The sequence below is a fragment of the Paraburkholderia fungorum genome (assembly GCF_900099835.1).
GTDB classification, from domain to species: Bacteria; Pseudomonadota; Gammaproteobacteria; order Burkholderiales; family Burkholderiaceae; genus Paraburkholderia; species Paraburkholderia fungorum_A.
On sequence record NZ_FNKP01000001.1, the window covers coordinates 522,604 to 539,113 of the forward strand.

9 protein-coding genes are annotated in these 16,510 nt (G+C 57.9%); 7 read left to right on the top strand and 2 right to left on the bottom strand.

Translation table 11 applies throughout. From position 1 onward, the window contains the following. The first annotated feature begins 120 nt into the window (after nucleotides 1–120). From BLS41_RS02410 to BLS41_RS02435, 6 genes are all read left to right on the top strand, one after another. Nucleotides 121–732 carry a recombinase family protein gene (locus BLS41_RS02410; protein WP_074762777.1) on the top strand — a complete coding sequence of 204 codons (612 nt, stop codon included), beginning with the start codon at nucleotides 121–123 and terminating at the stop codon, nucleotides 730–732. Between the two features lie 145 nt (nucleotides 733–877). Further along, entirely contained in the window at nucleotides 878–4,117 is a 3,240-nt protein-coding gene (locus tag BLS41_RS02415; protein WP_074762778.1) for a helicase-related protein, read from the top strand. Beyond that, nucleotides 4,114–5,907: a GmrSD restriction endonuclease domain-containing protein gene (locus BLS41_RS02420; RefSeq protein ID WP_074762779.1), complete on the top strand. Its 1,794-nt coding sequence runs from the start codon at nucleotides 4,114–4,116 to the stop codon at nucleotides 5,905–5,907. The genes BLS41_RS02415 and BLS41_RS02420 overlap by 4 nt, the downstream gene beginning before the upstream one ends. After that, nucleotides 5,904–6,701, top strand: coding sequence for a DUF4391 domain-containing protein (locus BLS41_RS02425; protein WP_074762780.1), 798 nt, complete (start codon nucleotides 5,904–5,906; stop codon nucleotides 6,699–6,701). The genes BLS41_RS02420 and BLS41_RS02425 overlap by 4 nt, the downstream gene beginning before the upstream one ends. 26 nt (nucleotides 6,702–6,727) lie before the next feature. Beyond that, complete coding sequence (locus BLS41_RS02430; RefSeq protein ID WP_074766233.1) at nucleotides 6,728–8,779, top strand: site-specific DNA-methyltransferase; 2,052 nt, start codon at nucleotides 6,728–6,730, stop codon at nucleotides 8,777–8,779. Nucleotides 8,780–8,789: 10 nt separating this feature from the next. Further along, entirely contained in the window at nucleotides 8,790–11,783 is a 2,994-nt protein-coding gene (locus BLS41_RS02435) for a type III restriction-modification system endonuclease (RefSeq protein WP_074762781.1), read from the top strand. Nucleotides 11,784–12,029: 246 nt separating this feature from the next. Here BLS41_RS02435 and BLS41_RS02440 read toward each other — a convergent pair whose 3' ends face one another. After that, nucleotides 12,030–13,160: a site-specific integrase gene (locus BLS41_RS02440; RefSeq protein ID WP_074762782.1), complete on the bottom strand. Its 1,131-nt coding sequence runs from the start codon at nucleotides 13,158–13,160 to the stop codon at nucleotides 12,030–12,032. 313 nt (nucleotides 13,161–13,473) lie between these two features. After that, on the bottom strand, nucleotides 13,474–15,186 hold the full coding sequence (locus tag BLS41_RS02445; RefSeq protein WP_436971992.1) for a methyl-accepting chemotaxis protein: 1,713 nt from the start codon (nucleotides 15,184–15,186) through the stop codon (nucleotides 13,474–13,476). A gap of 458 nt (nucleotides 15,187–15,644) precedes the next feature. On the opposite strand from BLS41_RS02445, the gene BLS41_RS02450 reads away from it, so the two are divergent. Continuing rightward, complete coding sequence (locus tag BLS41_RS02450; protein WP_074762784.1) at nucleotides 15,645–16,346, top strand: NAD(P)H-binding protein; 702 nt, start codon at nucleotides 15,645–15,647, stop codon at nucleotides 16,344–16,346. The last annotated feature ends 164 nt before the right edge of the window (nucleotides 16,347–16,510 follow it).

Here is a 16,510-nt window from a genome sequence, read left to right on the forward strand (position 1 = left end):
GAGCAATAGTCAAGAAAACGGTGGTTTCCCGAACACCGATAATCCTCATGCGAATGCCTGTTGGAAAAGTGGTCAGACTGTTAAAATTCTCGTCAATCTTTCAGCGTCCGGAAATTGTCAATGAATCAACGGATTGGCTATGCCCGAGTTTCGACCGATGACCAGAACCTGGACTTGCAGCGCGATGCGCTGAACCTCGCAGGAGTTCAGTGCATCTACGAAGAGATGGCGAGCGGGAAGGCTGGTGGCCGCCAGGAGCTTGACCACTGTCTGAAGGCATTGCGCGCGGGTGACACCCTCGTTGTGTGGCGACTGGACCGGCTTGGTCGCAGCTTGCCCGATTTGGTACGAATCGTCGCCGAGCTGGAAGAGAAGACTATCGGCTTCGTGAGCATCACCGAAAAGATCGAGACCTCCAGCGCGGCCGGCAAGCTGGTCTTCCATGTCTTCGCCGCCTTGGCGGAGTTCGAGCGCAACCTGATTCGCGAACGCACTCAGGCAGGTCTTGCAGCAGCGCGCGCGCGAGGCCGGGCTGGAGGTCGAAAGCCGAAGCTGGATCCGCGCCAAATAAAAGAGATCAAGCGGCTGATGTCCGACCCGACTATCCCGGTCAACCAGATCGCGCAACGCTACAAGGTCTCACGGACAACCATTTACAAGGTAGCACCCCGTAGCCAAGCGCTGGCTGTTGGTACGCAGGCAGACGCAAGCGGGACTGAGCTGCACCGGTGAAGGTGTCCCATGAACGCAGTAGAAATCGTATCAGCAGTCTCAGAGCTGGCGACGCCCGTCCCTTCTGTAATTTTTTTTCGATGCTGCTGCGGATTTGAACTCGCATCAGGCCGAAGGTGCTCTACATCAGCGGGGATTAATAGTCGTGAAACTGATAAATAACAGTGGCTTAGATCGCGTCATTGATCTGATGCGCCCACATCTTGGGCCGGGGCAGCAATTTGGTTGCGTAACACCGTTGTTCTCGTTGTTCGCTTTCGCTGAACTACGCGACGCTCTCGCCAAGTTGGAACGGGTACAGCTCATCCTTCCCCCTGCTGATGACGGACTTGACTTCCTTGGCGGCGAGGGCGACCGGGCTGCGCGGAATCGGCTGCATGCCCGTTGGCTGGCCAACCAGTGCGCCAAGTGGCTCAATGGCCGCGTTGAACTGCGCCGCGCGCATGGCCGTGTGCCGCAGGGCGCTGCTGTCATGCGCGCACCAGACGGCACGCCTGATCAGGTAGTGATGGGTTCGTTCGCGTTCAGTACAGATGGCTTGGGCCTGACACCCGGCAACCCCCTGAATCTGATCCAGGCGTCTGAATCAGCCGACGAGGCAGCACAGCTCGCCCGCTGGTTTGATCAGCAATGGTCCACGCTGCAGGTGCAGCCTGACATGAGGGCGGCCCTGATCGAAGTTCTGCAGGGCATGGGGCAGCACCACGCGCCGTTCACGATTTACGCCCTGATCTTGAATCACCTATTCGGGAATCGTGGCGAAGAGATGGACGAGGAGCGTATCGTCAAATCGGCCACCGGTATTCGCAACACCGTCGTTTGGAAGAAACTGTTCAAGTTTCAGCGCGACGGTGTTATTGGCGCCATTGACAAGCTGGCACGCTTCGGGGGGTGCATCATTGCCGACAGTGTAGGTTTGGGGAAAACCTTCGAGGCGCTGGCCGTCATCAAGTATCACGAGCTGCGAAACGACCGCGTGTTGGTGCTGGCGCCCAAGCGTCTGCGCGACAACTGGACGCTCTACAAGGCCAACGACAAACGCAATGTGCTCGCGGCCGATCGGTTCAACTACGACGTACTCAACCATACCGACTTGTCGCGCGACGGTGGCCACTCCGGCGATATTGACCTGCACCATGTGAACTGGGGCAACTACGACCTTGTGGTCATCGACGAGAGTCACAACTTCCGCAACAAAAAGTCGCCGCGCCAAGGCACCGAGACCCGGTACGACCGGCTTATGCGTAAGATTATCAAAGAAGGCGTCAAGACCCGCGTGCTGATGTTGTCGGCCACGCCAGTTAACAACCGCCTGGCTGATCTGAAAAATCAAATCGCCTTTGTCACCGAGGGCGACGACACCGCATTGGTTGAGCACGGCATCGACAGCATCGAGCAGACCACGCGCAAAGCGCAAACCCAGTTCAACCGCTGGCTGGACATGGACGAGGCCGAGCGCACGCCCGGCCACCTGGTCGAGATGTTGGGCTTTGATTATTTCACGCTGCTGGATCACCTAACCATCGCGCGTTCGCGCCGACATGTAGAGAAGTATTACGGCACGGCCGAGACCGGCAAATTCCCGGGCCGCCTGCCGCCTATAAACATCAAGGCCGACGTGGATCTGGCAGGCCAATTCCGCGCCATCAAGGACATCAACCTTGAAATCAGGCGCCTAAACCTAGCCAGCTACGCGCCGCTGCGCTACGTGCTACCGCACAAGCAGGCCGCCTACGACGCCAAATACAGCACCGAAATCCGGGGCGGCGAGAGCTTCTTCCGCCAGGCTGACCGCGAAGAGAGCCTGATCCATCTGCTGCGAGTCAACGTGCTCAAGCGCATGGAGAGCGCTGTGTCCTCGTTCTCGCTGACCGTGCAGCGGCAACTCAAAGACGTTGAAGCTGTGCTGGCCCACATCGAGAATCATGCAGAGGGCGTCGAGGAAATCGACATCGCCGACGTGGACATCGACGACCCTGCATTCGAATCACTGCTGGTAGGGCGCAAGGTTAAGGTGTTGCTCAGCGATGTGGACCTGATCCGGTGGAAGCAAGACCTCATCGAAGACCGCAATCGCCTGGCCACGCTGCTGGCCGCAGCCCAACAGGTAGACGCGGCGCGCGACGCCAAGCTGGCCAAACTGCGCGATATGATCGAGCAGAAGTGCCGCGCGCCCATAAACGTCGGCAACCGCAAGATAATCGTCTTCACCGCGTTCTCTGACACGGCGCAATACCTGTACGCCAACCTCGCGCCGTGGGCCAAGTCCGTACTTGGTGTGGATGCTGGATTGATTACCGGCAGTGCCGGCATCCAGACCACCTTACCCGGCTTGCGCAAGAGCATGAGCAGCGTGCTGTCGGCCTTCGCGCCGCGTGCCAAGGAGCGGCCAGCAGACATGGCGGCAGAGGGGGAAATCGACTTGCTCATCGCCACAGACTGCATCTCCGAAGGTCAGAACCTGCAGGACTGCGACTGGCTGATTAACTACGATATCCACTGGAATCCGGTGCGGATCATCCAGCGCTTCGGTCGTATCGACCGTATCGGCTCGCCTAACCGGAACATCCAGTTGGTGAACTTCTGGCCCAATATGGAACTGGAGGAATACATCGGCCTGGAACAGCGGGTAAGCGGGCGCATGGTGTTGCTTGATGTCTCGGCCACGGGAGAGGAAAACCTCATCGAGCAGCAGTCGGGCAACCAGATGAACGACCTGGAGTACCGGCGCAAGCAGTTGCTCAAGCTGCAGGACACGGTCATCGACATGGAAGACCTGAGCAATGGCGTGTCCATCACCGACCTGACGCTGACCGACTTCCGCATCGATTTGGCGCAGTACCTCAAGGAACAACCCGGCCACCTCGACAGCTTGCCGCTCGGCACCTACGCCGTCACCACCAGTATCGATGCCGACATTCCCCCAGGCGTCATCTTCTGCCTGCGAGCCGAAGGAGCAGTGGCCGCCAAAATGGGCAACAGTGGGCAGCACTCCGACTACCCCCTGGCGCCGATCTATCTGGCTCATGTCGGCGATGACGGCACCGTGCTCCTGCCGTACCCTCAGGCCAAGCGGATTCTCGACCGGCTCAAGCGTCTTGCCCTCGGGCGCGAGCTGCCTGACGACGCCGCCTGCGTGAGCTTCGATAGGGGCACGCGGCAGGGTGAGGACATGCGCCATGCCCAGAAGCTATTAGCTGCAGCCGTGGCGTCTGTGGTGGGCAGGAACGAGGAGCGGGCGGTAGCCAGCTTGTTTTCGCCCGGTGGCACCCACGCCATGAAGGGTGAATTCGCCGGCAGCAATGATTTCGAGGTGGCTGCCTTTTTGGTGGTGCTTCCAGACGGAGGCCAAACGATCTTGCCAAACACAAAGGGAGCCTTATGAGTTTCAGGACTGCCGAGCCAGCATTGAAGGACGTGCTCGATGACATTGCCAAGGGCAATACTCAATTGCCGGACTTCCAGCGCGGGTGGGTTTGGGATGACAACCACATCAAGTCTTTGATCGCCAGCCTATCACTGTCGTACCCCATTGGGGCTGTGATGTTCCTCGAAGCCGGTGGGGTACCCTTCAAGCCACGGCTCTTTGAGGGCGTAGCGCTTCAGCCAGCACCGAAGCCCAAAACGTTTGTGCTGGATGGCCAGCAGAGGCTGACCTCGATGTACCTGGCTTTACGCAGTGGCCAGCCTGTCAAGACACGTACCGAGAAGGGCGCCGAAATACGCCGGGTCTATTTCCTTGACATGGTCAAATGCCTTGATCCTGACGCCGATCGTGAGGATGCCGTCGTTTCCGTGCCCGAAAGCCTGCAAGTCACATCCGATTTCGGACGCAAAGTCGATCTGGACATCAGTACGAGCGCAGCGCAGTTCGAGAAACGCATGTTCCCGGTATCGCTGTTGTTTGACATTCAGGGTTTCATGACTTGGGAGAGCGGTTTCAGCGCGCACTTCCAATTCGGCGCTGAGGCCATGCAATTCATGCAGCAGTTCCGTAATGAGATTTGGCTTCGCTTCCAGCAGTTCAAAGTACCAGCCATTGAGTTGACCCAAGACACCCCGCGTGAGGCTGTTTGCCAAGTATTCGAAAAGGTCAATACTGGTGGGGTAACGCTGACAGTCTTCGAGCTGATGACAGCGACCTTTGCGGCGGACGTCGGCGAGTTCAATTTACGGGAAGACTGGGAAGCGCGCCTAGAGCGCCTCACGGCCAAGCACGATGTACTGAATGCAGTGGACGGCACAAGCTTCCTGACGGCAGTCACGTTGCTGACCAGCTACCGGCGTCACCTCGAAAAGCAGACCGCCGTGTCCTGCAAACGCGCCGATGTTCTCAGACTCTCATTATTAGAGTTCAAAGCGTTACAGACCTCGCTTGAAGCAGGCTTCAAGCGGGCTGCAGAGCTGCTGGCAGAAGAAAAGATATTCGACGTACGCAGCCTACCTTATGCGACGCAGTTGATCCCATTGTCCGCGATCTGCGCTCAGTTGGGGGACAGAGCCACACAGCACGGCGTCAAACAGAAGCTGCTTCGATGGTACTGGTCAGGGGTAATGGGTGAGCTGTATGGCGGAGCCAACGAGACCCGCTTTGCGATGGACATGCAGGATGTGGTCGCGTGGGTCGACGGTGGGCCGGAACCTCGAACGGTCCGCGACGCCAACTTTGCCCCCGCGCGCTTGTTGTCGTTGCAGAGCCGGTTGGCTGCTGCCTACAAGGGCCTTGCAGCCCTGCTGATGAAGCATGGCGGCCGTGACTTCGTTAGCGGCACCCCCATTGACCTGAACTCGTACTTCAACAACGCAATTGACATACACCACATCTTTCCCCGCGCTTGGTGCGAGAAGCAGACCCTTCCAAGGGAAAAGTGGAATAGCGTGATCAACAAGGCACCCTTGGCGGCAGGTACCAACCGATTCATCAGCGGCGACGCGCCGAGTGTGTATCTCGCGCGCATTCAGAAGGCCAAGCAAGTTGATCCGACCAGCCTTGATGACTTCTTGACCTCTCACGTCATTCCAGTGCCGCAACTTCATGCTGACGACTTTGACGGCTTCATTCGCTTGCGCGCCGTTGCATTGCTGAATCTCATCGAGCAGGCCACTGGCAAGGCCGTCCCGGGCCGTGACAGCGAGGAAACAATGAAGGCGTTCGGTGGCGCTCTGGCTGTATGAGCGACACGCTGACCCAAATGCTCATCGGTGCCTTGGGGCTGCCAGCTAGTTGCCGTGTGGACCAGCGCGTCCCGAAGAAGATGCTTGTCGAGAACGGTGCACCAACGAGTGCCGACAAGCGCCTGATCAACGACAGTATCGAAGAGATCCAGTGGGTTGCGGCGTTGAAGCCCAACACCGTGGGTGTGACCGAGTATCGCGACGACGAGCGCGAATACCTTGAGGTGGCGGTGCTATGCGTCACCGCGCGCCATGCGCCCTTGGTCGATGGTGCAGGCGCGATAAAGAAGCCAGTCAACATCACGCGTTTGGCCGAGCTGGTGCATCGCGCCGTGCCTTACCCCGTGCTATTGCTACTGGCCGCACCGCAGTGCCTGAACCTGTCGCTAGCACATAAGCGCTGGGCGCAGAACGAGGCCGGCAAGGTAGTGCTGGAAGGCGAACTGGTCACGGTAGAGTTCTCGCCTGATCTGACAGCTGAACACGCCTTTGTGCAGGCCCTTGGTTTGGCCTGTCAGCCTCAGGCAAGCTTGCTGGCCCTGTATCAGGGCTGGATGGACTGCCTGACGGCTTGGCAGGCGGCGCTTTACACCGGGACTTTTACGATGGATGGTACGGCCGCGCAAGCAGCCGCGCGCCGTGAGGCCCTGCGCACATGCCAACGGCTCGAGCTGGAGGGTGCGCGCCTGCGTGTGCTCGCGGCTAAGGAGAAGCAGATGGCCAAGCAAGTGGAACTGAATCTGCGCTTGAAGCGCATCAACGCTGAGCTCGTATTGGCGCGCGAACAACTTTGAAGACGATGAACATGACAGAGATGCAGATGCAAAAACTAGAGGCAGGCAGTCCGGAAGCTAAGTCTTCGGACTTGGTGGCAGGCAACATTGAGCAGCTCAAGGCCTTGTTCCCGGAACTGATCACCGAAGGCACCCACGGGGTGGCTGTGAACTTGGACGTGCTTAAGGCACTGGTGGGCGACCAGACCGCCGCCGATGCCGAAGAGAAGTACGGCCTGAATTGGCACGGCAAGCGACGGGCTCGCCAAGTGGCGCTGACGCCCAGCACTGGCACGCTGCGTCCGTTCCCAAGCGAAAGCGTCTCGTGGGACACCACGCAGAACCTGTTCATCGAAGGCGATAATCTTGAAGTGCTGAAGCTTCTGCAAAAGAGCTATGCGGGCAAGGTCAAGCTGATTTACATCGATCCGCCGTACAACACGGGTAAGGACTTCGTGTATCGGGATAACTTCCACGATAACGTAAAGAATTACTTGGAATTAACAGGGCAAATCGAGAGTGATCAGAAAATCAGCTCCAATACAGAAACAAGTGGCCGTTTTCACACCGCGTGGTTGAATATGTTTCTTCCGAGGCTAAAGCTGGCGCGCGATTTGTTGCGTAAAGATGGGGTTATTTTCATCAGCATTAACGACAAGGAACTTGCCAACCTCAGATGCCTTGGCAACGAAATATTCGGCGAAGAGAATTTTATCGCAAGCCTGGTTTGGGAGAAGGGCAGAAAAAATGACGCTCGACGCTTTTCCGTCGGGCATGAGTATGTCGTTGGATACGCCAGAGATCTAAGTCATATAGAGGAGATTTTGCCTCCTTGGCGTGAGCCTAAAGAGGGAGTTGCAGAGATCATTGACGAATATCTCCGACTGAAAAGTATTCACGGCTCCTCATATGAAAGAATCTCGGAAGGGTTGGTGGCGTTTTATCGCGAACTATCGGTCGATGAACCATCAAAAAAATATTCACGTTCGAGGTTCGTTGATGCTCGGGGGATCTGGCGCGACAACAATATTTCTTGGCCTGGCGGCGGTGGGCCAAAATATGTACTTGAACATCCCGTAACAAAGCAACCGTGCAAAATACCGGATGATGGTTGGCGCTTCGTTGAGGAAACGATGAAGCGAAAAATTGAGGATGGTTATGTGCAATTCAGGGAGGATCATACAAAGTCGCCTTTCTTGAAATCATATCTCTATATTGATGATCCTTCAGGAGGGTCAGAGGAGGATGTCGCCGGTGAAAAGCTCCAAGTAATGGGGAGCGTATTCTATAGACATTCCCAGCCATCAACTGATGTGATGAAAGAAATTCTGGGCGAAAAGGTTTTTGATAACCCTAAAGATCATATGATACTTGCGCGATTGATTCGTTATTGCACAGGTCCAGAAGATTTGATTTTGGACTTTTTTGCAGGATCGGGATCGACCGGACACGGGGTATGGGAGCTTAACGCGCACGAAGGTGGAAGTAGAAGATTTTGTTTGATTCAACTCCCTGAGCGCCTTGATGCGGAAAATGCAGATCAAAAGCTTGCGGAGAAATTTTGTGAACAAATCGGGCGCCCCAAGACAATCGCCGAGATAACCAAGGAGCGCTTGCGACGCGCAGCGCACCAGCTCAAATCGAAATACCCCAAATTCTCGGGGGATACAGGGTTTCGTGTTTTCAAGCTCGACCAATCAAACATTCGTCCCTGGAACCCTAGCGCAGATGATCTTGGGGAAACGCTTCTTAGCCACCAAGAACACCTGTTGGAGGGGCGCTCTGAATCAGATATCTTGTATGAACTGCTGATCAAGCTCGGCCTTGATCTGTGCGTGCCCATTGCTACCCGGAAGCTCGGCGGCAAGGTTGTTCATTCGGTCGGGGGCGGTGTCCTCATGGCCTGCCTAGCCGTATCCATCGTTGACGCCGAAGTAGAGACCGTGGCCAAGGGCATCATTGACTGGCACAGCGAACTGGCACCCGCCGGGGAAACGACTTGCGTGTTCCGTGACAGCGCATTTGCTGACGACGTGGCCAAGACCAACATGGCGGCGATCCTGGAGCAGAACGGCATCCAGAACGTGCGTAGTCTGTGAGGGCCGGCCGATGAAACTCCACTTCGAACCGAACCTTGATTACCAGCTCCAGGCGATTGAAGCCGTCTGCGACCTGTTCCGTGGACAGGAGGTATGCCGCACCGAATTCACGGTGATGATGAAGCTGCCCGACCAGCAACTGACGCTGGGCGTGGCCGAGACCGACCTTGGCGTTGGCAACCGGCTGACGCTGCTGGATGATCAGCTTTTGCAGAACCTGCGTGACGTGCAATTGCGCGGTGGCCTGGCGCCGTCCAGTGTGCTGGCCTCGGGCGACTTCACAGTGGAAATGGAGACAGGTACGGGCAAGACCTACGTCTACCTGCGCACGATCTTCGAGCTGAACAAGCGCTACGGCTTCACCAAGTTTGTCATCGTCGTACCCTCGGTTGCAATCAAGGAGGGTGTCTACAAGTCGCTGCAGATTACCGAAGACCACTTCAAGGGCATATATGCCGGGGTACCGGTGGACTTCTTTCTGTACGATTCCAACAAGCTGGGGCAGGTGCGCAACTTTGCCACCAGTTCGAACATTCAGGTGATGGTAGTAACGGTCGGCGCCATCAACAAAAAGGATGTCAACAACCTCTATAAGGACAGCGAGAAGACCGGCGGCGAGAAGCCCATCGACCTTATCAAGGCCACGCGCCCCATCGTCATCGTGGATGAGCCACAGAGCGTGGACGGCGGCCTGACCGGTGCCGGCAAGACCGCGCTGGACGCGATGAACCCGCTGTGCACGCTGCGCTATTCGGCTACGCATGCCGACAAGTACCACATGGTGTTCCGGCTCGATGCGCTAGACGCCTACGAACGCAAGCTGGTCAAGCAGATCGAGGTGGCGGCGGCCACTATCGAGGACGCGCACAACAAGGCCTTCGTGCGGCTGGTGTCGGTCAGCAACAAGCGCGGCTCCATCAGCGCGAAGGTAGAGCTGGACGTCAAAACGGCCACGGGTGTGAAGCGGCAGGAGGTGGCGGTGACCGACGGCGACGACCTGCAGCAGACCACCAAGCGTGACATCTATGGCGACTTCCGCGTCGGCGAAATCAACACGGCCAAGAGCGAAGAATTTCTGGAACTGCGCTACCCCGGTGGCGAAATCTTTTTGGCCATTGGCCAGGCCTATGGCGATGTCGATGCGCTGGCGGTGCAGCGTGAGATGATTCGCCGCACCATCCGCGAACACTTGGAAAAGGAGAAGGTGCTTCGCCCGAAGGGCATCAAGGTGTTGTCGCTGTTCTTCATTGACGCCGTGGAGCGTTACCGTCGGTACGATGCAGAGGGGAACGCAGCGAAGGGCGATTACGCTCGTGTCTTTGAGGATGAGTACCGGCGCGCGGCCAAGCTGCCGGCCTACCAGAGCCTGTTTGCCGAAGTGGATTTGGCTCATGCCGCAGAGGAGGTGCATAACGGCTACTTCTCCATCGACAAGAAGGGAGGCTGGTCAGATACAGCCGAGAACAACGCCGGAAACCGTGAGAACGCCGAGCGGGCCTACAACCTGATCATGAGGGACAAGGAAAAGCTACTCGACTTCGATACGTCGCTGAAATTCATCTTCTCGCACTCGGCGCTGAAGGAGGGCTGGGACAATCCGAACGTGTTCCAGATTTGCACCCTGCGGGAAATGGGCTCCGAGCGCGAGCGTCGGCAAACCATCGGCCGGGGCTTGCGATTGTGCGTGGATCAGAAGGGCGAACGTGTGCGCGGCTTCGAGGTGAACCGCCTGACGGTAATCGCGACCGAGTCATACGAGCAGTTCGCCGAGAACTTGCAAAAGGAAATTGAGGCCGACACTGGTATCCGCTTCGGCGTGCTGGAACCGCACCAGTTTGCCGCCGTCGCCGTCAAGGCGGCCGATGGTACGCTGACGCCGCTGGGCGTGGAACAGTCCAAGGCGCTGTGGGATCACCTGAAAGCGGCTGGGCACGTTGATGGCAAGGGTAAGGTCCAGGACTCGCTGAAGTTGGCCCTGAAGAACGGCACCTTGGCGCTGCCGGAGGCCTTCGAGGCGCAGCACGACCAGATTGCTGAAGTTCTGCGCAAGGTATCCGGCCGGCTGGAAGTGAAGAATGCCGACGAGCGCAGGGATGTGCCGCTACGCAAAGGCAAGGACGGTAAAGCTGTCTATCTTTCCGACGAATTCAAGGCGCTGTGGGATCGCATCAAGCATCAAACCACTTATCGCGTGCAGTTCGATAACGCCAAGTTGTTGGATGATTGCATCGCTGGTCTGAAGAAGGCCCCAGCCATTGCCAAGGCGAGACTGCAATGGCGCAAGGCCGACATTGCCATTGGCAAGGCCGGTGTGGAGGCTGCCGAGAAGGAAGGCGCAGCCACCGTTGTCCTGGACGAGACAGACATCGAGTTGCCGGACCTGCTGACCGATTTGCAGGACCGCACTCAATTGACGCGCCGTAGCATCATCACCATCCTGACCGATAGCGGCCGTATGGATGATTTCAAGCGCAACCCGCAGCAGTTTATCGAGCAGACGGCGGAGATCATCAACCGCTGCAAGCGTCTGGCGCTGGTGGACGGCATCAAGTACCAGAAGATTGGCGACGACCATTTCTACGCCCAGGAGCTGTTCGCCAAGGACGAGCTGACGGGCTACCTGCGCAACATGCTGTTGGACACGAGACGATCCATCTACGAGCACGTTATCTACGACTCGGATACCGAACGTAAATTCGCCGAAGCACTGGAAACGAACAATGGCGTGGTGCTTTACGCCAAGCTGCCAAGCTGGTTCAAGGTGCCCACCCCGCTGGGACCATACAACCCGGATTGGGCCATCCTGTTCGACCAGGATGGCACGCAGCGCTTGTATTTCGTCGTGGAGACCAAGAGCAGTCTGTTCACCGATGACATGCGCAGCAAGGAGGACGCCAAAATGGAGTGCGGCAAGGCGCACTTTGCAGCGCTGGGAGGGACCGAAAATCCTGCCCGTTATCTCGTGGCGACGTCGTTTGGCGATGTGCTTAAGACGATGGAATGACATCGTCTTCTTTCTCCACGTATCAGCCCAGCTTCGGTACAGGTATCAGTGTCAATGGTATTTTCATCGTGCGGTGGACTGTTTCAGGCGAAATGCCGTACCCGTGCTGGGATTTTCTGATTTATTGATAATCGAGTGGGAATCGGCAGACTTCTGAGGGGGTCGCTTAAGCCATCTTGACGCCCGAAGGAGAGGGCGTCTGGGGGGCATTTCTGGGGGCATGACGCCTGCAAGCTGCTATTGGAGTTACGACAGTTTCTTTGCTAGGTCCTCGGCTCGTGGGTGGTAGTAACGCATTAACATGCGAGGATCTTTGTGGCCCGTTATCTTTGTCAGTTCGTGCATGGGGAAGATCGACGCTAACCGGGAAGTCGCCTCGTGTCGCAAGTCGTGAAAGCGAAGATTGGTCAAGAACTTACCATCTGGCTTCAGTTTGGCCGCCCTGCATTCATCGACGTAAATCTTGCGGGCGCGCGCCACAGCGCGCTCGAAGGCTCTGGTAACTGCGTCGCTGCGAATCTCGAATATGCGATCTGTGTTCTCTTCGCCGCCGTCAGACGTATTATCCTTGACGTCATTCCGCGCATCTTGCAGCGTCTGAAGTACGGAAACAGCGCGCGAAGACAAAGGTACGTCACGGGCGTCTCCGTTCTTCGTCGACGGTAGGTGTGCGACGCGGCGATCGAGGTCCACATTAGCCCACAACAGGGAGACGATCTCGCCCCGACGCATTGCTGTTTCGACGGCCAACCAGATGATGGACGGTAGCAGCGCCGAGCTGCTAGCCCTTGCTACGCGTTCAAGCTCGCCGTCTTGCGCGCAGCGTTCGGACTGGGGTTCGTCTCCGCTTAGCGTACCGATAGGTGCGTCGCTGACAGCAATGCGCCGTGTGCGCGCGTTGTTGGGCTGCGGCTTTCGCACTAGCTCGACAGGATTTGAAAGGCTTTCCATGCCCCATTCTTTGCGAGCAATGTTAAACACATGCGACAGGACCGCTAAGCGTCGCAGCACTGTCGCAGGCTTGTACTCCTTCAGCCATTCGTCCCGGAGCTTCGCTACGTCTGCGCTGCGGATCGTGGCTAGCGGTCGCCTCGCTAGGTCAACCGCCTTGTAGCTCTTTAGGACGGAAATTTCCTGCGCTGCTCCTCTTTTTGATAGCGATACTTCTTCCTCATAGCGGTTCACCGCCTCATAGAGCGTTGTCGCTTCGGCCTCACTGCGGCTGACCCATACGCCGCGCGACATCTCCGATTCGATCATGTTGGCCCAAGCTTCTGCCTCGGCCTTGGTTGTAAACGTTTGGCTTTGCGCTGGATAGCCGCGTCGGCGGACCTGTGCTTCCCATTGGTACTGCCCACGCTTGCGGATGGTTGGCATTTCTCGATTCTTGAGCTGAGTGTGGCAATATTGTGGCAAATAATCGAGAATGAGGATATAGGCATTGATTTTATTGAAGAGACTTTTACATTCGCAATGCGAAGGTCGGGAGTTCGATCCTCCTCCTCCCACCACGGAACTCACAAAACACAAAAACCGGCTAAAAGCCGGTTTTTGTGTTTTAGAACCAAGCGTTTCGGCCCAGCGTATTCTTTCTGTCGAGGGCTTAAACCGATCACGCCTAAAAAAGCACCGCTCCACAATCGCCGCCCACACAAGCACGGCGCATCCCTACAACAATAAAAAACCAACCTCAAAACCGATCCCACCCGTCATCCGCATTAGCGCCTGTCGTCGCTGCCCCCGCGAGCGCCGGCACAGCCCCCGAACTCACCCGCACAGCTTTCCGCGCGAGCACCGGCGCACGCGTAGCCACAGCTACTGGTACCCCCCCACGCCCCACCGCATCATACGAACCACCACCAGCCGCAGCCGCAGCCGCAGCCCCCACCCCCCCCTCAACCACCCGAAAAAACCCCACCACCTCATTCAACTGCACCCCCTGATCCTCCATCGACCGCGAAGCCGCTGCCGCCTCCTCGACCAGCGCCGCATTCTGCTGCGTCACGTTGTCCATCTGCGTGATCGCGATGTTCACCTGTTCGATCCCGCGACTCTGCTCGCTCGAAGCCGCCGCGATCTCCGCCATGATGTCCGTCACTCGCGACACAGCCAGCGTCACTTCGCTCATCGTCTTGCCAGCTTCACTCGCGAGCGCCGAGCCATCGCGAATCTTGCCCACCGAGTTCGCGATCAGATCCTTGATCTCCTTCGCCGCACTCGACGATCGCTGAGCCAGACTTCTCACCTCGCTCGCGACCACCGCAAAACCACGACCCTGTTCGCCCGCCCGAGCCGCTTCAACCGCCGCGTTCAACGCCAGAATATTCGTCTGGAAAGCAATCCCTTCAATGATCCCCGTGATATCCGCGATCTTGGTCGAGCTCTCGCTGATCTCCTGCATCGTGCCGACCACCTGACCGACGACCAGACTGCCTTTCTGCGCCACCGACGAAGCATTCGCGGCCAGCGTGCTGCCTTGCTGCGCGTTGTCGGCGTTCTGCTTCACGGTCGACGTCAGTTCCTCCATGCTCGACGCCGTTTCCTGCAACGAAGCCGCCTGCTGCTCGGTGCGCTGGCTCAAATCCATATTGCCGGCGGCAATCTCGCGTGCGGCACCGGCAATACTCGCGCTGCTGTCGCGCACCCGCGAGACGATCGCGGTCAGGCGCTCGTTCATCTCACGCAATGCACCCAGCAGCTTGCCGGTTTCGTCATTGCTATCGACGACGATGCGCGTGCGCAAATCGCCTTGCGACACGGTCCGCGCGACGTCGATCGCGAGACGCATCGGCCCCGTCACCGAGCGCGTAATCAGCACGCACGCGCCAATCGCGAGCATGACGGCGATCGCGCAGAAGGCGATCAGCAGATTGCGCTGGTTCTCGTAATGCATCGCGTATTCGTTGATCAACTGTTCCTGACGGCTATGCGTGTAGTCGGCATACGCGTCGGTCGCGCGCACCAGTGCGGCGAGCAGCGGCCGGCACTGGTTGTCCATCTTGACGATCGCTTCGTCGCGCCGGTTGGTCAGCGCGAGGTTGACGATGTCTGTCGCGACGGGGCCGTAAGACGCCTCCACGCGATTGATCTCGGCGGCAAGGCTGCGCGCCTTCTCGGACGTATCGGTCGCGCCCGTCAACATGTCGTTGAGCTTTTTCAGATTGGTTTGCACGTCTTCGTGCGCGCGCAGCACGTCGGCCTTTTCGAGGGCGACGTCTTGCGGTGTCGTCACGAGCACGAGATTGCGCGCGGCGATCGCGCGGCGGTCGACGGCGGTCCGAATTTGCGCCGCAACCTCCGCGCGCGCGTTGATGCCGTGGACAAAACTGGTGAACCCATCCGTCGAATCGCTAAGCGCCTTCAATGAAAGGCCGGAAACCGCGACGACGATGACAGACAGCATGCCGAAACCGGCAATCAGTTTGCTTTTGATTGTGAGATGCTTAAAAGTCACGATTTTCTTCTCCAATAACGAAACGTGAAAAGCGTTCGTATGGACTCTCAGGTCCGGGCAGGGAGCGTCTATGTGAACGCCGAAGAATTGGCGAACCTGCGCTGTTTATCCCTCGGTCCGGCAAGGTGCCGTATTCAATGCGCACCTGTGCCGGCCAAATGGGTATCCCATCTACCGGATATCGGACTATTCGAGACAGGACTTAAGCCAGATCGGGTAAATCTCTATGACATTGCACAAGATGAATGGAGAAAAACGATTTTGGTAGAAATTTGCACGTTTTTAGGCACATGATGAAAACTTGCGTTTGTCACTTTATTCAGCGTTTGCATGAGAAATGGCTCAATCTCACGCTTGACGCATGAATTTGAGCGCCGCCGGCCGGACGCGATCACGGAGTCAACAAAATGAAAGTTCTGATATTCGGCGCGACAGGGATGGTCGGCCAGGGTGTGCTGCGCGAATGTCTGCGGGCGCCCGATGTCGAGGCGGTGCAGACGGTCGGCCGCACGGCCAGTGGGCAGCTCGATCCGCGCCTCGTCGAAATGGTCCACGCGGACCTGATGGACTACCGGAATGTGGAAGCGCAACTCGCCGGGTTTGATGCGTGCTTCTTCTGCCTGGGCGTTTCGTCGGCGGGGATGAGCGAGGCGGACTACGCGCGCCTCACTTATGACCTCACGCTGGCCGCCGCGCAAACGCTCTCCCGCCTCAACCCGCAGATGACCTTCGTCTATGTCTCCGGTGCGGGCACCGACAGCACCGAGCACGGCCGCAGCATGTGGGCGCGAGTGAAAGGCCGCACGGAGAACGCGCTGCAACGGCTGCCGTTCAAAGCCGTGTATCTGTTCCGTCCCGGCGTGATCCAGCCGTTGAACGGCGCACGGTCGAAAACCCGCTCGTACCGGTTGTTCTACACGCTGACCAAACCGTTCCTGTCGACGTTGCGCGCGATGTTCCCCAACCACATTCTGAGTACGGAAGACATCGGCCAGGCGATGCTGGCGGTCGCGCGTCACGGCGCCAGCAAAGCGGTGCTCGAAACCGCCGACATCCGCGCGCTGAGTCGTGAGTCATCCTCTGCGCCTGTGGGGCTGCACGCGGGTTAGGGCTCAGACGCACCGAGCGCACCGAGCGTCACAACCGTCGGGCAAAGGCCGCAAAACCGGGTCTGTTCGATCAATCGACGCGTGGGCGCGTCTGTTACGCTAACGTTTCACTTGCCGTGCCTTCGCTGCGCGGCCCACTTTTTCACGCGCGAAAGTCCGCGCAT

Bases quoted from the DNA above. Each gene is read 5' to 3' on its own strand.
- BLS41_RS02410 (WP_074762777.1), top strand. From the start codon at position 121: ATGAATCAACGGATTGGCTATGCCCGAGTTTCGACCGATGACCAGAAC.
- BLS41_RS02420 (WP_074762779.1), top strand. From the start codon at position 4,114: ATGAGTTTCAGGACTGCCGAGCCAGCATTGAAGGACGTGCTCGATGAC.
- BLS41_RS02425 (WP_074762780.1), top strand. From the start codon at position 5,904: ATGAGCGACACGCTGACCCAAATGCTCATCGGTGCCTTGGGGCTGCCA.
- BLS41_RS02430 (WP_074766233.1), top strand. From the start codon at position 6,728: ATGCAAAAACTAGAGGCAGGCAGTCCGGAAGCTAAGTCTTCGGACTTG.
- BLS41_RS02435 (WP_074762781.1), top strand. From the start codon at position 8,790: ATGAAACTCCACTTCGAACCGAACCTTGATTACCAGCTCCAGGCGATT.
- BLS41_RS02440 (WP_074762782.1), bottom strand. From the start codon at position 13,160: ATGCCAACCATCCGCAAGCGTGGGCAGTACCAATGGGAAGCACAGGTC.
- BLS41_RS02445 (WP_436971992.1), bottom strand. From the start codon at position 15,186: ATGCTGTCTGTCATCGTCGTCGCGGTTTCCGGCCTTTCATTGAAGGCG.
- BLS41_RS02450 (WP_074762784.1), top strand. From the start codon at position 15,645: ATGAAAGTTCTGATATTCGGCGCGACAGGGATGGTCGGCCAGGGTGTG.